At 35.1% G+C, this 14,279-nt stretch carries 12 protein-coding genes; all 12 read left to right on the plus strand.

All coding sequences use genetic code 11. The annotated features are described in order from the left end of the window. Positions 1–338 precede the first annotated feature (338 nt). The 12 genes from polA (at position 339) to ACTCDL_RS08680 (ending at position 14,207) form a co-directional block, all read left to right on the plus strand. Positions 339–2,909, plus strand: coding sequence for a DNA polymerase I (polA, locus tag ACTCDL_RS08625; protein WP_463175835.1), 2,571 nt, complete (start codon positions 339–341; stop codon positions 2,907–2,909). Positions 2,910–3,052: 143 nt separating this feature from the next. Then, on the plus strand, positions 3,053–4,447 hold the full coding sequence (locus ACTCDL_RS08630) for a TldD/PmbA family protein (RefSeq protein WP_463175836.1): 1,395 nt from the start codon (positions 3,053–3,055) through the stop codon (positions 4,445–4,447). A gap of 2 nt (positions 4,448–4,449) precedes the next feature. Further along, positions 4,450–5,793: a TldD/PmbA family protein gene (locus tag ACTCDL_RS08635; RefSeq protein WP_463175837.1), complete on the plus strand. Its 1,344-nt coding sequence runs from the start codon at positions 4,450–4,452 to the stop codon at positions 5,791–5,793. A 152-nt stretch (positions 5,794–5,945) separates the two neighbouring features. Beyond that, entirely contained in the window at positions 5,946–6,152 is a 207-nt protein-coding gene (locus tag ACTCDL_RS08640; RefSeq protein WP_463171606.1) for a hypothetical protein, read from the plus strand. Positions 6,153–6,209: 57 nt separating this feature from the next. After that, entirely contained in the window at positions 6,210–6,635 is a 426-nt protein-coding gene (locus ACTCDL_RS08645; protein ID WP_463175839.1) for an acyl-CoA thioesterase, read from the plus strand. A 170-nt stretch (positions 6,636–6,805) separates the two neighbouring features. Then, positions 6,806–7,633: a DNA-formamidopyrimidine glycosylase gene (mutM, locus tag ACTCDL_RS08650; protein ID WP_463175841.1), complete on the plus strand. Its 828-nt coding sequence runs from the start codon at positions 6,806–6,808 to the stop codon at positions 7,631–7,633. A 6-nt stretch (positions 7,634–7,639) separates the two neighbouring features. Then, positions 7,640–9,499 (plus strand): ABC-F family ATP-binding cassette domain-containing protein, encoded by a 1,860-nt coding sequence (locus tag ACTCDL_RS08655; RefSeq protein ID WP_463175842.1) that lies wholly within the window; start codon positions 7,640–7,642, stop codon positions 9,497–9,499. A 66-nt stretch (positions 9,500–9,565) separates the two neighbouring features. Further along, positions 9,566–10,204 (plus strand): sporulation membrane protein YtaF, encoded by a 639-nt coding sequence (ytaF, locus tag ACTCDL_RS08660; protein ID WP_463175843.1) that lies wholly within the window; start codon positions 9,566–9,568, stop codon positions 10,202–10,204. A gap of 83 nt (positions 10,205–10,287) precedes the next feature. Then, positions 10,288–10,869: a dephospho-CoA kinase gene (gene coaE, locus ACTCDL_RS08665; protein ID WP_463175844.1), complete on the plus strand. Its 582-nt coding sequence runs from the start codon at positions 10,288–10,290 to the stop codon at positions 10,867–10,869. 63 nt (positions 10,870–10,932) lie between these two features. Then, the gene (locus ACTCDL_RS08670) at positions 10,933–11,496 is read left to right on the plus strand and encodes a lytic transglycosylase domain-containing protein (protein WP_463175845.1); all 564 of its coding nucleotides are present in this window, start codon (positions 10,933–10,935) and stop codon (positions 11,494–11,496) included. 735 nt (positions 11,497–12,231) lie between these two features. Then, complete coding sequence (nikB, locus tag ACTCDL_RS08675; RefSeq protein WP_463175846.1) at positions 12,232–13,155, plus strand: nickel ABC transporter permease; 924 nt, start codon at positions 12,232–12,234, stop codon at positions 13,153–13,155. 134 nt (positions 13,156–13,289) lie between these two features. After that, positions 13,290–14,207 carry an ABC transporter permease gene (locus ACTCDL_RS08680; protein ID WP_463175847.1) on the plus strand — a complete coding sequence of 306 codons (918 nt, stop codon included), beginning with the start codon at positions 13,290–13,292 and terminating at the stop codon, positions 14,205–14,207. Positions 14,208–14,279: the final 72 nt, after the last annotated feature.

Raw genomic sequence — 14,279 nt, forward strand, 5'->3', positions numbered from 1 at the left:
ATTTTTTATTAACATCATCATCACACTCCAATAGATATATAATATCGTAAATAAAATAAAATTTGGAGTGTTTATTTTATTTTTTCGCAGTTTAATCATTTATATACCATCATATTTAAGTTTAGATTATACAATCTAAGCTATAGGGTATAATAACCCTAGCTAAATCTAGACTAAACTTCTATTTTAAAAGGATTTTAAGAGTTTTTAATGAAATATATGAAAAAGTACATAGAGTGTCGGTGTCAGTGTGGGTAAAATATTTGTTATTCTTTTGTGGGTTTAACTCACACACACACTAATCACTTACACTTAATATATAGAGGGAGGAAGTAATCTTGTCACAGAAAGAATTATACTTATTAGATGGAAACAGTTTGACCTATCGTGCTTTTTATGCATTACCAACGACTTTGACCAAATCTGATGGAACTATTACCAATGCGGTATTTGGTTTTACTAAGATGTTATTGACGCTAATTGATAATGAAGCTCCTGATTCTATTGGGGTGGCCTTTGATGTGGGAAAGAAGACCTTTCGCCACCAAGCTTATGAGGATTATAAAGGAACTAGGGAGAAGACTCCCGATGAGTTAAGACCCCAGTTTAAGCTAGTAAAGGATGTACTATCGGCTTTAAAGATACCTTTCTTTGGAATGGAGGAGTATGAAGCTGATGATTTAATCGGTACTTTAGCTAAGAGGGCAGAAGCAGAAGGCTATCAGGTTACTATTGTAACAGGAGATAGAGATGCCTTACAGCTAATTAGTGATAATATTAGAGTGATGTACACTCGCCGAGGGATTACTGATATTGTCGATTATACTCTAGACAAATTTAGAGAGGATTATGAGTTGGAGCCAATTCAGTTAATCGATAAGAAAGGATTAATGGGTGATAGCTCTGACAATATTCCCGGTGTTGATGGAATTGGTGATAAGACCTCAACCAAACTATTAAAGGAGTTTGGTACTTTAGAGAAGCTTCTAGAGAATATAGATAAGGTAGGTGGTAAGAAGAGAAAAGCTACCTTAGAAGAGCAAGCAGATAGAGCAAGAATGAGTAAGGAATTGGCTACTATTAAATTAGATGTACCAATAGATATAGATTTTGAAAGCTTAAAGATCTCTAATTTTAATAATGAAGAGGCTTATCAATTATTTAATCACTTAGAATTTACCAGCCTAATCTCTTATATCGGTGGACATAAAGAGGTCAAGGACTTCAGTTATGAAGAGATAGATTCCTTAGAAGAGTTTAAGAGTTTAGAACTAAAAGAGAGATTAGCAATTAATTTAGAGTTAAGTGGAGAGAAGCTAACTAGAGAGCTAGAGCAGATAGCAATCTCCTGTGACGATCAGAATTATTACATAGATTTAGATGAGAATGAATTATTAGAAGGGTTAAGAGAAATTATAGCAGGTAAAGAACTATTGATGCTAGAGGGAAAAGAGCAGATTAGATATTTATTACAACATGGTATTGAGGTAGATACTTTAGTCTTTGAGCCATTACTGGCAGATTATCTTTTAAAGCCCAGTGAGCAAGAGAAAAGCTTTGCAGAGCTGGTACAAGGGCATCTGCAGCGTGCTTTACCAGAGTCTGATGATAAAGAACTATTGATATTAAAGACCAAATTATTATTTGATTTAGAAGAAAAGCTCATTACTAAATTAGAAGAGAATGATCTTTTAAAACTATATAAAGAGGTAGAGTTACCATTACTGAATGTCTTAGCCCAATTAGAGCTAAATGGTATCAAGGTCAGTAGGGAAGGATTAGAGGAATTAAATGTTAAATTTAAAGAGAAGATAGCTAATATAGAAGAGCAGATTTATGGGTTAGCAGGTGAAACCTTTAATATCAACTCTCCTAAGCAGTTGGGGGTAATCTTATTTGAGAACTTAGGCTTACCAGTGATTAAGAAGACAAAAACGGGATACTCTACTAGTGCTAGTGTCTTAGAGAAGCTAGAGGGTAAGCATGAGATTATACCACTAATCTCTCAATATCGTACATATACTAAATTACAGTCTACTTATGTTGAGCCTTTAGAAGAATATATTAATGAAGAGACTGGCAGAATCCACACTACCTTCAATCAACGAGTAACTGCTACAGGTAGATTAAGTAGTGCTGATCCTAACCTACAGAACATTCCAATTAGAAGTGAAGAGGGGCGAGAGATTAGGGATGTATTTGTAGCAGAAGAGGGTAAGAAGTTAGTAGCTGCTGATTATTCACAGATTGAATTGAGAGTTTTGGCACATATTTCTGATGATGAAGGTTTGAAAGAAGCCTATCAGCATGGTTTAGATATACATACCAAAACTGCTAGTGAAATCTTTGATATGCCTTTAGAGGAAGTAACTAGTAATGAACGGAGAAAAGCAAAGGCTGTTAACTTTGGGATTGCCTATGGAATCAGTGATTGGGGATTAGCCAAGAGGTTAAATATCAGCAACAATGAAGCTCAAGAGTTTATTGAACTCTATTTTAGTCGTTATCCTAAGGTTAAAGAGTATATGGATAATGTAATTAAACGGGCAAAAGAGGAAGGTTATGTAACTACTGTCTTTAATCGAAAGAGATATCTGTCAGATATTAATAGTAAGAATTATCATAGACGAGAGTTTGCTAAGCGGATGGCGATTAATACTCCAATTCAGGGTAGCGCTGCTGATATTATGAAGATAGCCACTATTGATGTAGCCAATGCTTTAAAAGAAGAGAAGTTGAATGCCAAAGTACTATTACAGGTGCATGATGAGCTGGTATTAGAAGTTCCTGAAGATGAATTAGAGCTGGTACAAAAGCTAGTCAAAGAGAAGATGGAAGAGGCTGTTCAACTAGATGTCAAATTAGAGGTTGATGTCAAGGTTGGGGATAGCTGGAACAATATGGAGTAAAGCAGTGGACAGTTGACAGTGTACAGTTTACAGTTAAGTCCAAAATCGTTGAAAATTATTAGACCATAAATAAGGTTTTAGCCTTGTAACTGTCAACCGTCAACAGTAAACTGTCAACTAAAAAAAGAAGTGAGGTGTAATTTATGTTATCAGATAAATTAATCAAACAGATTTTACAGGTTGCTTTAGAGGGTGGAGGAGACTTTGCTGAGGTCTATTTTGAAGATTCGATTAGTAATGCAATGACCTTGGAAAATTCTAGAATTGAGCGGGTAAAGACAGGTTATGATTTGGGAGTAGGTGTGAGAGTTTTAACAGGAGATAAGGTCTCTTATGCCTATACCGATGATTTGACAAAGGAATCTTTATTGCAGGTAGCCAAGGTTGCTGGTGCTGCCAGTCGAGGTAGTAGTAAAGTAGCGGTAATGGATCTGACTAAAGGGACAGTCAATCTAATCCACCCAATTAATGTTAGACCAGAAGAGATTGAGAAGGCTAAGAAGGCTACAATCATGGAGAGAGCAAATAAGGCAGCTTTAGATTATGATGATAGTATTAGACAGGTTATGGTCAGCTACTTTGATACAACTCAAAAGGTGATGATAGCCAACTCGGAAGGACTATATGTAGAGGATGAGAGAATACATACTAGGATGATGGTTAGAGCAGTTGCTAGTGATGGTAAGAGTATGCAGACTGGAAGTGAAGGTCCTGGATTACATATGGGCTTTGAACTATTTGATAAGTATCCTCCAGAAGATATTGGTAGGGAAGCAGCTCGCCAAGCAGTTACTATGTTAAAGGCTGATCCTGCTCCTTCTGGGAAAATTCCTGTTGTCATTAATAATGGCTTTGGTGGAGTATTGTTCCATGAGGCCTGTGGACATGGGATGGAAGCAGATGCTATTCAGAAGAACTCTTCAGTCTTTGCAGGTAAAGTAGGTGAGCAGGTCGCTTCTAAGTTAGTGACAGCCGTTGACGATGGGACAGTGTTGAATGCTTGGGGTTCTTATGGTGTAGATGATGAAGGGCATCAGGCTCAAAGGAATGTATTGATTAAGGATGGAATCTTACAGGACTATATGTATGATTTGAAAGCTGCTCGTAAAGAAGGCAGAGCTTCAACAGGAAGTGGACGCAGAGAGTCCTATCAATCTATTCCATTACCTAGGATGACAAATACCTTTATTGAAAAAGGTGAAGTTAAGCCAGAGGAGATTATAGGAGCTGTAGATAATGGCTTATATGCTAAGAAGCTAAGTGGTGGTCAGGTTGAGACTGCTACAGGAGAGTTTATCTTTACAGTAGCAGAAGGTTATCTAATCAAAAATGGTAAGCTTGCTGAACCAGTCAAGGGAGCCAGTTTGATTGGTAGAGGAATAGATGTACTCAATAAGATTGTAATGATAGGTGATGATTTAAAGTTGGCTCCAGGAATGTGTGGTAAGGCTGGTCAGAGTGTTCCTGCAGCTGTTGGTCAACCGACATTATTAGTTGAAGAGATCACCGTTGGTGGTACAGAGAGGGGTGAGAGATAGTCATGACTAAATTAAACTTAACTGATTTAATTGCTAAAGCCCAAGACCTTGGTGCAGAGGATGTAGAGTTCTACTATGAAGTTTCTGAAGATAATAGTATTGAGGTATATGAGGGTGAAGTAGAGAGTTTAGAATCAGCCCATTCTAAAGGATTAGGAATTAGAGTTTTTGTTGAGGGTAAGATGGGATTTGCCTACACTACTAACTTCAATGATGGAGTGATAGAGAAGGTAATTAAAGAGGCAATTGCTAATGCCAAGATAGCTGTAGAGGATGAACATCGTACCTTAGCTGATGGTGATTATGAGTACAAAGAACTTGATATCTATAATCCCCAATTCTCAGAAAGCAGTGTCGAGGATAAGATAGATTTGATCTTAAAGATGGAGCAAGCTGCTTTAGAGTATAGTGATAAGATAGAGAGTGTGATTAGTGTTGGATATGGAGATAATATTTCAGAGATTACTATTGCCAACTCAAAGGGTCTTAATCAAAGCTACAAGAGTAATACCTGCTATGCTTATCTTTATGTAATGGCAAGTGAAGGTGAAGAAAAGCAGACAGCTTCAGCTTTGAGCTATGGGCGTAGCTTAGATAAGTTAACACCAGTTCAGACAGGAGAAGAAGCTGCTGAAAATGCTATCAAGCTGTTGGGTGGTAAGCAGGTCAACTCTCAAGAAGCACCTGTTATCTTTACCCCGGAAGTTGGTAGTATGTTTTTGTATCTCTTAGCAAGTACCTTAACAGCAGAAGCAGTACAGAAAGGTCGTTCTCTCTTTGTAGATAAGTTAAACGAAGTTGTTGCTGCTAACAAGGTAAACATTATTGATGATGGAACCTTAGAAGCAGGCTTAGCAACTGCACCCTTTGATGATGAAGGTGTGCCATGTGTCCCCACCAATATCATTGAAGATGGTCTCTTAAAGAACTATCTGTATGACATCTATACAGCCAATAAAGATAAGGTAGAGTCTACTGGTAATGCCCAACGTTCTTATCGAGGAATTCCTAATGTAGCACCAAGTAACTTCTATTTGGCAGCAGGGGAAGAAAAGCCAGTAGATATTATCGGTGGAGTAGAGAATGGGTTCTATGTACATAAGGTTATCGGTCTATTCAGTGGTGCAAATACCATCTCTGGTGACTTCTCTGTAGGAGCTACAGGGCAATGGATAGAGAATGGTGAGATTAAACAAGCAGTCAGCGAAGTTACCATTGCAGGAAATTTAATTGACTTCCTTAAAGATATCGAAGAGTTAGGTGATGACTTAAAGTTCAATCCAATGGTCGGTTCCTTTGGTTCACCGACCTTTAAGGTTAAAAAGTTAGCGATAAGTGGATCTTAGTTAGTGTGAGTGTGAGGAATGAGTGTGAGTAAAAAATTAAGGTTTTGAATTTACTCACACCCACACTGACACTCACACTATATTTGGAAAATAATTATTTTCATAATCCTTTGTAATTTTAGTTAAACTAGAATTAGAAAGGGGTAGATTCTATGGAAGAAAGCTTATATTATTGTCCAATCTGTGATAAAGATACCTTGCATGATTTATTGGGTGAGAACAGTGATAATGTAAGTATTCAATGTACTATTTGTCATACCAAGACTGTGGCTGAGCCAGAGAACTATCATAATTATGAAGAGGTTTCTATGGAGTGGGATTCGGAGATAAAGAGTATTTTAGATAGCTGGGAAGAATAACATAAGGTCTTTAATCAGAGCTCTGATTAAAGACCTTTGTAAATAAGGGGGATATAGATGAAGGAATATAGCCATGAGATTAGAGTTACTTATGAACAGACCGATAAAATGGGAGTGGTCTATTATGCCAATTACTTACGTTGGTTTGAGGTAGCTAGAACAGAATTTTTACGTGCAGAGGGGCTTAGCTATAGAGAGTTAGAGGAGAAAGGAGTCTTATTACCAGTTTTAGAATCCCATTGTAATTATCATCATCCAGCTCGCTATGATGACTTAGTCAAACTGGTTACTAAAATTAAGGATTTACGTCGAGCTAAAATTACCTTTGAATATGAGATATTCCGTTCAGAGGATGATAAGTTATTGGCTACTGGTACTACAGTGCATCCTTTTGTCAATAGTGACTTCAAACCAATTTCTTTGAAGAAGAAATTCCCTCAGTTATGGGAGATAATAGAGCAAAGTTTTGATAATAAAAATTAAAGTGATATAATTAATGCAGTGTACAGTGGATAGTGTATAGTTGACAGTTAAAGTCAAATAAAAATAATAAAGAGATAAAAGAGAAATAATAAAATAAGAATGTGATTTTGATATGACAGGATTTTAATTGTATAATTGAAATTTTAAACTTATTATTAGGGGGTTTAAATATGCCTGAACTACCAGAAGTACAGACAGTAGTAGATACCTTATATCCAAGGGTGATAGATAAAGAGATTATAGATGTAGAAGTCAAGCGTGATGAGTTAATTGCTAATGTTGATGCAAAGGAGTTTAAGAATAAGTTAATTGGAGCTAAGATTGAGAATGTAAGCAGAAGAGGAAAGTATATCATTATTGAGCTAGATAATAGCTATTATCTTGTGGGACACTTAAGGATGACAGGTTATTTCTTCTATACTCAAAAGGATAGTAAAGTAAGTAAATATGATTGTATCTTCTTTAAATTTAAGGGAGAAGATGAGCTAAGAATGGGGAGTAAGCGTAAGTTTACCCGTATCTATTTAGTCGATGATTTAAAGGATGCAGGAAGCTTAACCAAGTTAGGTCCTGAGCCGTTAAGTGATGAATTTACCTTAGAGAGATTAAAGGAGATGATAGCTAAACGGAAAGGGAAGGTGAAACCCCTACTTCTAAATCAAAGATTCTTAGCAGGTCTAGGTAATATCTATGTAGATGAAGCATTATTTCTTTCCAAGATACATCCTTTACGAACTGCTGATACCTTAGAGGATGATGAGATTGAAAGGCTCTATCATGCTATTGTGAAGGTCTTAAGTGATGGGGTTGAACATCGAGGGACTACCAAGTGGGATTATGTAGATGCCAGTGGAGAGTCAGGTAGTCATCAGAACTATCTGATGATTTATGATAAAGAAGGGGAAGAATGTAGTGAATGTGGTACCAAGATAGAAAAAATAAAGGTAGGAGGACGGGGAACATATTTCTGTCCAGCTTGTCAGAAGCAGGAGGAGTAATTTAAGATGGGTTTATTGCAATTAAAAGAAGGAAGTAAGTATTATCCTGAAAAGGTTATCTTTGAGGATATATCAATACAGATTGAAAAGAATGATAGAATCGGTCTAATTGGAGTCAACGGTACTGGAAAATCTACTCTAATTAAGATTTTGGCAGGTTTAGAGCAGCTAGATGAAGGAGAAATCCTAACTAGTAATGATTTGGAGATTGGCTATCTTGCTCAAAACTTTGGATTAGATTTATCTCAAGAACTCTACTCTGAGATGCTAACAGTCTTTGAGGATATCTTTGCTTTAGAAGATAGATTACGGGTTTTGGAAGTTGAGATGAGCCAAAGTGGTGGTGATGATTTAGAGAAGGTAATGAACCGTTATAGTCACCTTCGTGAAGAGTATGAGCAGAGTGGTGGCTATCAGATTGAGAGTCGAATAAAGGGTGTATTAAAAGGCTTAGGCTTTAGAGATGATCAGTTTGATAATAGTATGAGTGATTTTAGTGGAGGGCAGAAGACTAGAGCAGCCCTGGCGAAGCTACTATTACAAGAACCAGAGCTATTGTTGTTGGACGAGCCTACCAACCATTTAGATTTGGAGTCTAAAGAGTGGTTAGAAGACTATCTAAATAGTTATCCTGGGGCTATAGTAATTATCTCTCACGATCGTTATTTTTTAGATAAGGTAGTCAATCGGATTTGGGAGTTAGAGAAGGGTCGATTAGAGAAATACAAAGGTAATTACTCCTTCTACCAAAAAGAGAAGCCACAACGTCTATTGACTTGGCAAAGAGAGTATGAGAAACAGCAAGAGAAGATAGAGAAGACTGAAGCCTTTATCCGAAAGTATAAGGCTGGGATTAAGTCTAAACAGGCTAGGGGAAGACAGAAACAGCTTGACAGATTGGAGATAATCCCAAAGCCTCCTACTCTCGATAGAGCCAAAATCGAATTTAAATCAGAGACTGTCAGTGGACAAGAGGTATTATCTGGTGAAGATTTAAGTAAGTCTTATGAAGATACATTAATCTTTAAAGATGTTAACTTTAAAATCTATCGTGGTGAAAAGATAGCATTGGTGGGAGCTAATGGTAGTGGAAAATCGACATTATTTAAAATCCTCTTAAATAAGATAAGTAAAGATTCAGGGCAGATTAAATTTGGGACTAAAGTTAAAGTAGGCTATTTTTCCCAAGAGCATGAAGAATTGAATCATGAATATAATCTAATTGAAGAGATGATGAAGGTTAAAGGTATGACTACAAGTCAAGCACGGGATGTTTTAGCAAGATTTCTATTTAAAGGTGATGATGTCTTTAAGAAGGTAGAAACTTTAAGTGGTGGAGAGAAGGGAAGGTTAGCTTTGGCCAAATTATCGGTCCAAGACTTCAACCTATTATTATTAGATGAGCCTACTAACCATCTTGACATAGAGTCTAAAGAGATATTAGAGGATGCTCTAAAGGATTATCCAGCCACAATTCTTCTTATCTCCCATGATAGATACTTCTTAGATAAGTTAGTTGATAAGGTCTTTGCTCTACAAGATCAGACCTTAATAGATTACTTAGGTAATTATTCCTATTATCGCAGAGAATATTTAAAGTATTTAGAAGAAAAAGAGGCTCAAAAGAAAATAATTCAAGAGCAAAAAAGACAGAATACTAAGAAGAAGCAAGAGAAGAGCATTAATTTAGATAAACTCGAAGAGGATATTATGAAATTAGAGAATAGATTAGAAGAATTAGAGGAGCAATTTAATCTAGAAGAAATTTGCACAGATACTGAGAAATTAACTGAGCTACATCAGGAGTATGAGATGATTAAAAGTCAATTAGAAGAATATTATCTACTGTGGGAAGATGCAATTTAATCACAGACCTATCTCTTCCGTCATATTCTGGTTATAGGTATCAAATATGATGGAAGGAGGGGTTCTATGGACTTGCTTGCCGTATTTGTATTAGCTTTAGCAGTTAGCTTAGATGGATTTGTTGTAGGTGTTACTTATGGGTTAAAGAAGATAAGAATTGGTCTTTTACCTATATTAATTATCACTTTTTTTTCTGGAATAATGATTCTCTTCTCTATGAGCTTAGGAAATTTGTTGGCAAACTTTCTTACAGTAAGTAGTGCAACAAGGCTAGGAGGAGGATTATTAATAGCTATTGGGACTTATCGATTTATTGCAGAATTGCTACATACTAAAGAAGGAGATAATAATCAAGATTCCCCCACAGAATTATTAACTTTAAAGATTAAACCTCTTGGAGTAATTATTAATATTTTAAAAGAACCTGCTAAAGCTGACACTGATTATTCTGGTGTCATTAGTAATAAAGAATCTATCTTTTTAGGAATTGCCTTAGCACTAGATGCTTTTGGAGCTGGAATTGCAGCAGCGATGACAGGTTATGATTCATTATTAACTGCAGCTTCAGTCAGCATATTTAATTTTATATTATTAACTGGTGGGATTTATTTAGGAAAAAAGATTGAATCTGCAGTAGCAGGTGATAAAATAAGATTATTATCAGGTCTTATTTTAATCTTATTAGGGATAGTTAAGTTTCTTTAGTTATCAGGAATCAGGGATCTATTATCAGTCTATTTTACTGATTCCTGATTTCGATTTATTATTTATTAGAAGGAGCGATAAAAGTGAGAATAGGATTAACAGGAGGAATAGCAAGTGGTAAAAGCACTGTTTCTGATTATTTAAGAGAGTTAGGTGCTGTAATAATAGATGCTGATAATATCGCCCATTCCTTAATGGAGCCTAAAAAGCTCTTATGGAGGAGAGTAGTTGAAGAGTTTGGTGAAGAGATATTAGATAATAATACTATAGATAGAAATAAACTGGGAGGGATTATCTTCAATGATTCTAAGGCAAAAGAGAGGTTAGATGAGATTACCCATCCTATTATTATTGCTAAGATAGAAGAAGAGATGGAGCAACTTAGTCAAGAGAATGATATAATAATAGTAGATGTACCATTATTGATAGAAGCAGATATGTTAAATCTTTTTGATGAAATTTGGCTAGTATATGTGGATAAGGATATACAGGTTAAGAGGTTGATGGATAGAGATCAGATAGATTATCAAAAAGCAATTGCCAAAATTAACTCTCAAATGCCTTTAGCTAAAAAGAAAGAGTATGCTGATAGAATTATCAGTAATAATGGTACAGAAGAAGAATTGAAAGCTGAAGTAATTAGAGTATGGCAGAAAATAAGTTAGATTGAGTCGAAGTTTAAGTGAAGTCCTTGACTCTAAACTTAGACTAATACTTAATTTTTAGGAGTGTTAATTTTGATAATTCGATTAAAGAGAGTTCTTTTATTTCTTTTAATTATATGTATTTTTAGCCTTTTCTTTATCAATCATAAATCTATTTTAAAGGTCATATATCCTCTCAAACATAAAGAACTAATTATAAATGAGGCCAGTAAATATTATTTAGATCCGTATATTATAATGGCTATTATCTATGTCGAGAGTAAATTCAACCCAGAGGCTACCTCAAATAAAGGTGCTAGAGGCTTAATGCAGATTATGCCTGCTACAGGTAGCTGGATTGCTACTATGATAAACGATAATAGTTTTTCTGAAGATAACTTATATAATCCCGAAGTAAATATTAAATATGGGACTTGGTATTTGGCACAATTAAAGAAAAAGTTTGATGATAATATGTTGGTTGTCTTAGCTGCTTATAATGGTGGAGAAGGAAATGTAAATAGATGGCTAAAAGAGAATAAATGGGATGGTAGTTGGCAAGGTAGTGATAAGATTCCCTTTGCAGAGACAAGAAATTATATAGTTAAAGTTACTAAAACTTATTCTAAATATAAGTACCTTTATTAAGATTAAGGCTAAGATTATATAAATTTACCTCATCTTAAACTTAATCTTAAGTTTATTTTTAAGCTAATTTTGACAATTTGACAAAGAATTAAAAAATATATATAATTATATTGTTGTAGTTATATAATTATACGTGTGTCCTTATTTTAAGGAGGTGAAGTTTTTTTACTTTGTGGGGTTACTTAATTAAGTATGTAATGACTTGAGTATATACTTAGCTATTTAAGATACTACTATAGGAAATAAAAAATCTATAGTGCTTAATCTTTTATTTAAGTAATTCTATCCATAAATTTTATACTTATTTGTATCTAAAGCTTTAGATACAAATATAATTAATTAATAAAATGTAGGTGAAGTTAGAGTGATTTTTTAAAAACTTCAATATTACATTTTTTTCATTGTAAGGAAGAAATCTGGTTTTGTTTTGTCTCTTAGTTGTTTTTATCATATAAAACTTCTAAATTATATTGATTTTATTCTATAGTATAAGTAACTTATAGGTATGTGAATTCAAAATGAAACTTAATAGGGATATTGCGACACTTCTTATAAGTGTAAGTTGGTGTGGGAGTGTGAGTGAAATTCAATAAAAAGGCACTTCACACACTCAAACTACTCACTCACACCGACACGAAAGTGTCGTAATATCTCTCTATAGCTTCATGGTTAAATTTTATTCTAGATTCACGAACCTATATTAAAGGTATGTATTAGTAGAAAGGTGGTAGAGAAATGCTAACTTATATTTTACGTAAGAGCTTAATGTCTATTCCAATTTTAATTGGACTTGCTACAATAGTTTTCTTACTTAACTTTGTTTTTGTTCCAGGAGACCCAGTAAGAATTGCTATGGGTCAGCATGCTGACCCAGATACTATTAAGATGATTAGAGAAGAGATGGGTCTAAATGATCCCTTGTATATGCAGTATGTTAGATTTATTGGAAGGCTTTTCAAAGGTGATTTAGGTAATTCGTTTACAGCTAAAAGACCAGTAACAGAGATGATAGCCGAACGTTTTCCAGCTACAGCTCAATTGGCTTTAGGTGCTATGGTAGTTTCAATTATTTTAGGTGTGAGTGCAGGGATTATTTCAGCTGTTAAGCCTTATTCTATTTGGGATTATTTATTTATGACTTTGGCTATGATTGGAGTTTCGATGCCCGTTTATTGGTTAGGATTAATTTTAATTTGGGTAGTGGCATTAAATTTAGACTTACTACCAGTAGGAGGCTATGGAAGTTGGCAACATCTAATCTTACCAGCCTTTGCCTTAGGAAGTAGACAAGCTGCTCGGATTGCTAGAATGACCCGTTCTAGTATGTTGGAGGTTATTGGTAAGGATTATATTAAGACTGCTAGAGCAAAAGGTTTAAGTGAAAAGGTAGTAGTTATTAAACATGGACTAAGAAATGCACTTATTCCTGTTATTACCGTTATTGGTACTCAATTAGGATATTTATTAGGTGGTACTGTTATTACTGAAAGGGTATTCTCATGGCCAGGTGTCGGTAGAATGGCTGTAGATGCTGTTATGAAGAGGGATTTCCCACTGATTCAGGGTACAGTATTATTCTTAGCAGCTATCTTTATTGTTGTTAACTTATTAGTTGATTTAAGTTATGGCGTATTAGATCCTAGAATTAGGTTTGATTAATATATTATAAATTAAGATGGTAGAATTAGATAAGTTGAAGAGTTATTTTTTCTCTTTTTAGTAACTTATATAAGTGTGTGGTTTTGATAAAAGAGGTTTGATTGATGGGAAGTAGAAAAAAGGAGGTTGAACTCATGGAAGCGCAAGTAGAGGTTAAGGAGAATATAGAGGCTTCTAAAGAAGAAGTTCATAGTCCATGGCGTGATGCATGGAGAAGATTAAGAAAGAATAGATTGGCTATGGTTGGGTTATATATTACAGTAGCTTTGATATTATTAGCGGTATTTGCTCGTTGGATTGCTCCCTATGATCCATATTATTCTCCGGTAATGGAGGAAGGAAAGATAGAATTATCGATGCAAGGTCCCAGCTTAGAACATTTTTTTGGTACAGATAAACTAGGACGTGATATTTTTAGTAGGATTATTTACGGTGCACAGATTTCTTTGACTGTTGGTTTTATTACTCAAGCAATTGCTATAGTTATTGGGATTGCTTTGGGGGCATTGGCTGGATACTATGGTGGATTAGTCGATGATATTATCTCTTATTTAATTAATGTTTTTCTGGCTTTTCCCTTTATGTTATTTGCTATTGCTATTATGGCGGTTTTTCAGGACCCAGGTATTGAAAAGATATTCGTAGCTTTAGGTTTAATCAGTTGGCCTGGTCTTGCTCGTATAGTGAGAGGACAAGTTATGGCTTTGAAGGAAGAAGAGTATGTAGAAGCGGCTAAATCCTTGGGGGCCAATGATTTTAGAATTATCTTTAAGCATGTTATTCCAAATACTTTAGCACCAATTATCGTTACAGTAACTTTAGGTGTAGCTAGTGCAATCTTATCTGAAGCAGGATTAAGTTTCTTAGGTTTAGGTGCTCAACCACCAACTCCAAGTTGGGGATTGATGCTAAGTACTGGTAAGGAGTACCTAAGAAGTCATCCGAGAATGATGATGTTTCCAGGTGCGGCAATTATGATTACAGTATTAGCCTTTAATATATTTGGTGATGGATTACGTGATGCCTTAGACCCTAAAATGAAGGATAAGTAAAGAACCACGGAGGTGAGAAGATGAGTGAAAAGATTCTAGAGGTAAATGATTTACAGACCCATTTCTTTTTAG

This window comes from Orenia sp., from assembly GCF_055140805.1.

Coding starts and splice junctions, on each gene's coding strand:
- ACTCDL_RS08630 (WP_463175836.1), top strand. CDS start 3,053: ATGTTATCAGATAAATTAATCAAACAGATTTTACAGGTTGCTTTAGAG.
- ACTCDL_RS08635 (WP_463175837.1), top strand. CDS start 4,450: ATGACTAAATTAAACTTAACTGATTTAATTGCTAAAGCCCAAGACCTT.
- ACTCDL_RS08640 (WP_463171606.1), top strand. CDS start 5,946: ATGGAAGAAAGCTTATATTATTGTCCAATCTGTGATAAAGATACCTTG.
- ACTCDL_RS08645 (WP_463175839.1), top strand. CDS start 6,210: ATGAAGGAATATAGCCATGAGATTAGAGTTACTTATGAACAGACCGAT.
- mutM (WP_463175841.1), top strand. CDS start 6,806: ATGCCTGAACTACCAGAAGTACAGACAGTAGTAGATACCTTATATCCA.
- ACTCDL_RS08655 (WP_463175842.1), top strand. CDS start 7,640: ATGGGTTTATTGCAATTAAAAGAAGGAAGTAAGTATTATCCTGAAAAG.
- ytaF (WP_463175843.1), top strand. CDS start 9,566: ATGGACTTGCTTGCCGTATTTGTATTAGCTTTAGCAGTTAGCTTAGAT.
- nikB (WP_463175846.1), top strand. CDS start 12,232: ATGCTAACTTATATTTTACGTAAGAGCTTAATGTCTATTCCAATTTTA.
- ACTCDL_RS08680 (WP_463175847.1), top strand. CDS start 13,290: ATGGAAGCGCAAGTAGAGGTTAAGGAGAATATAGAGGCTTCTAAAGAA.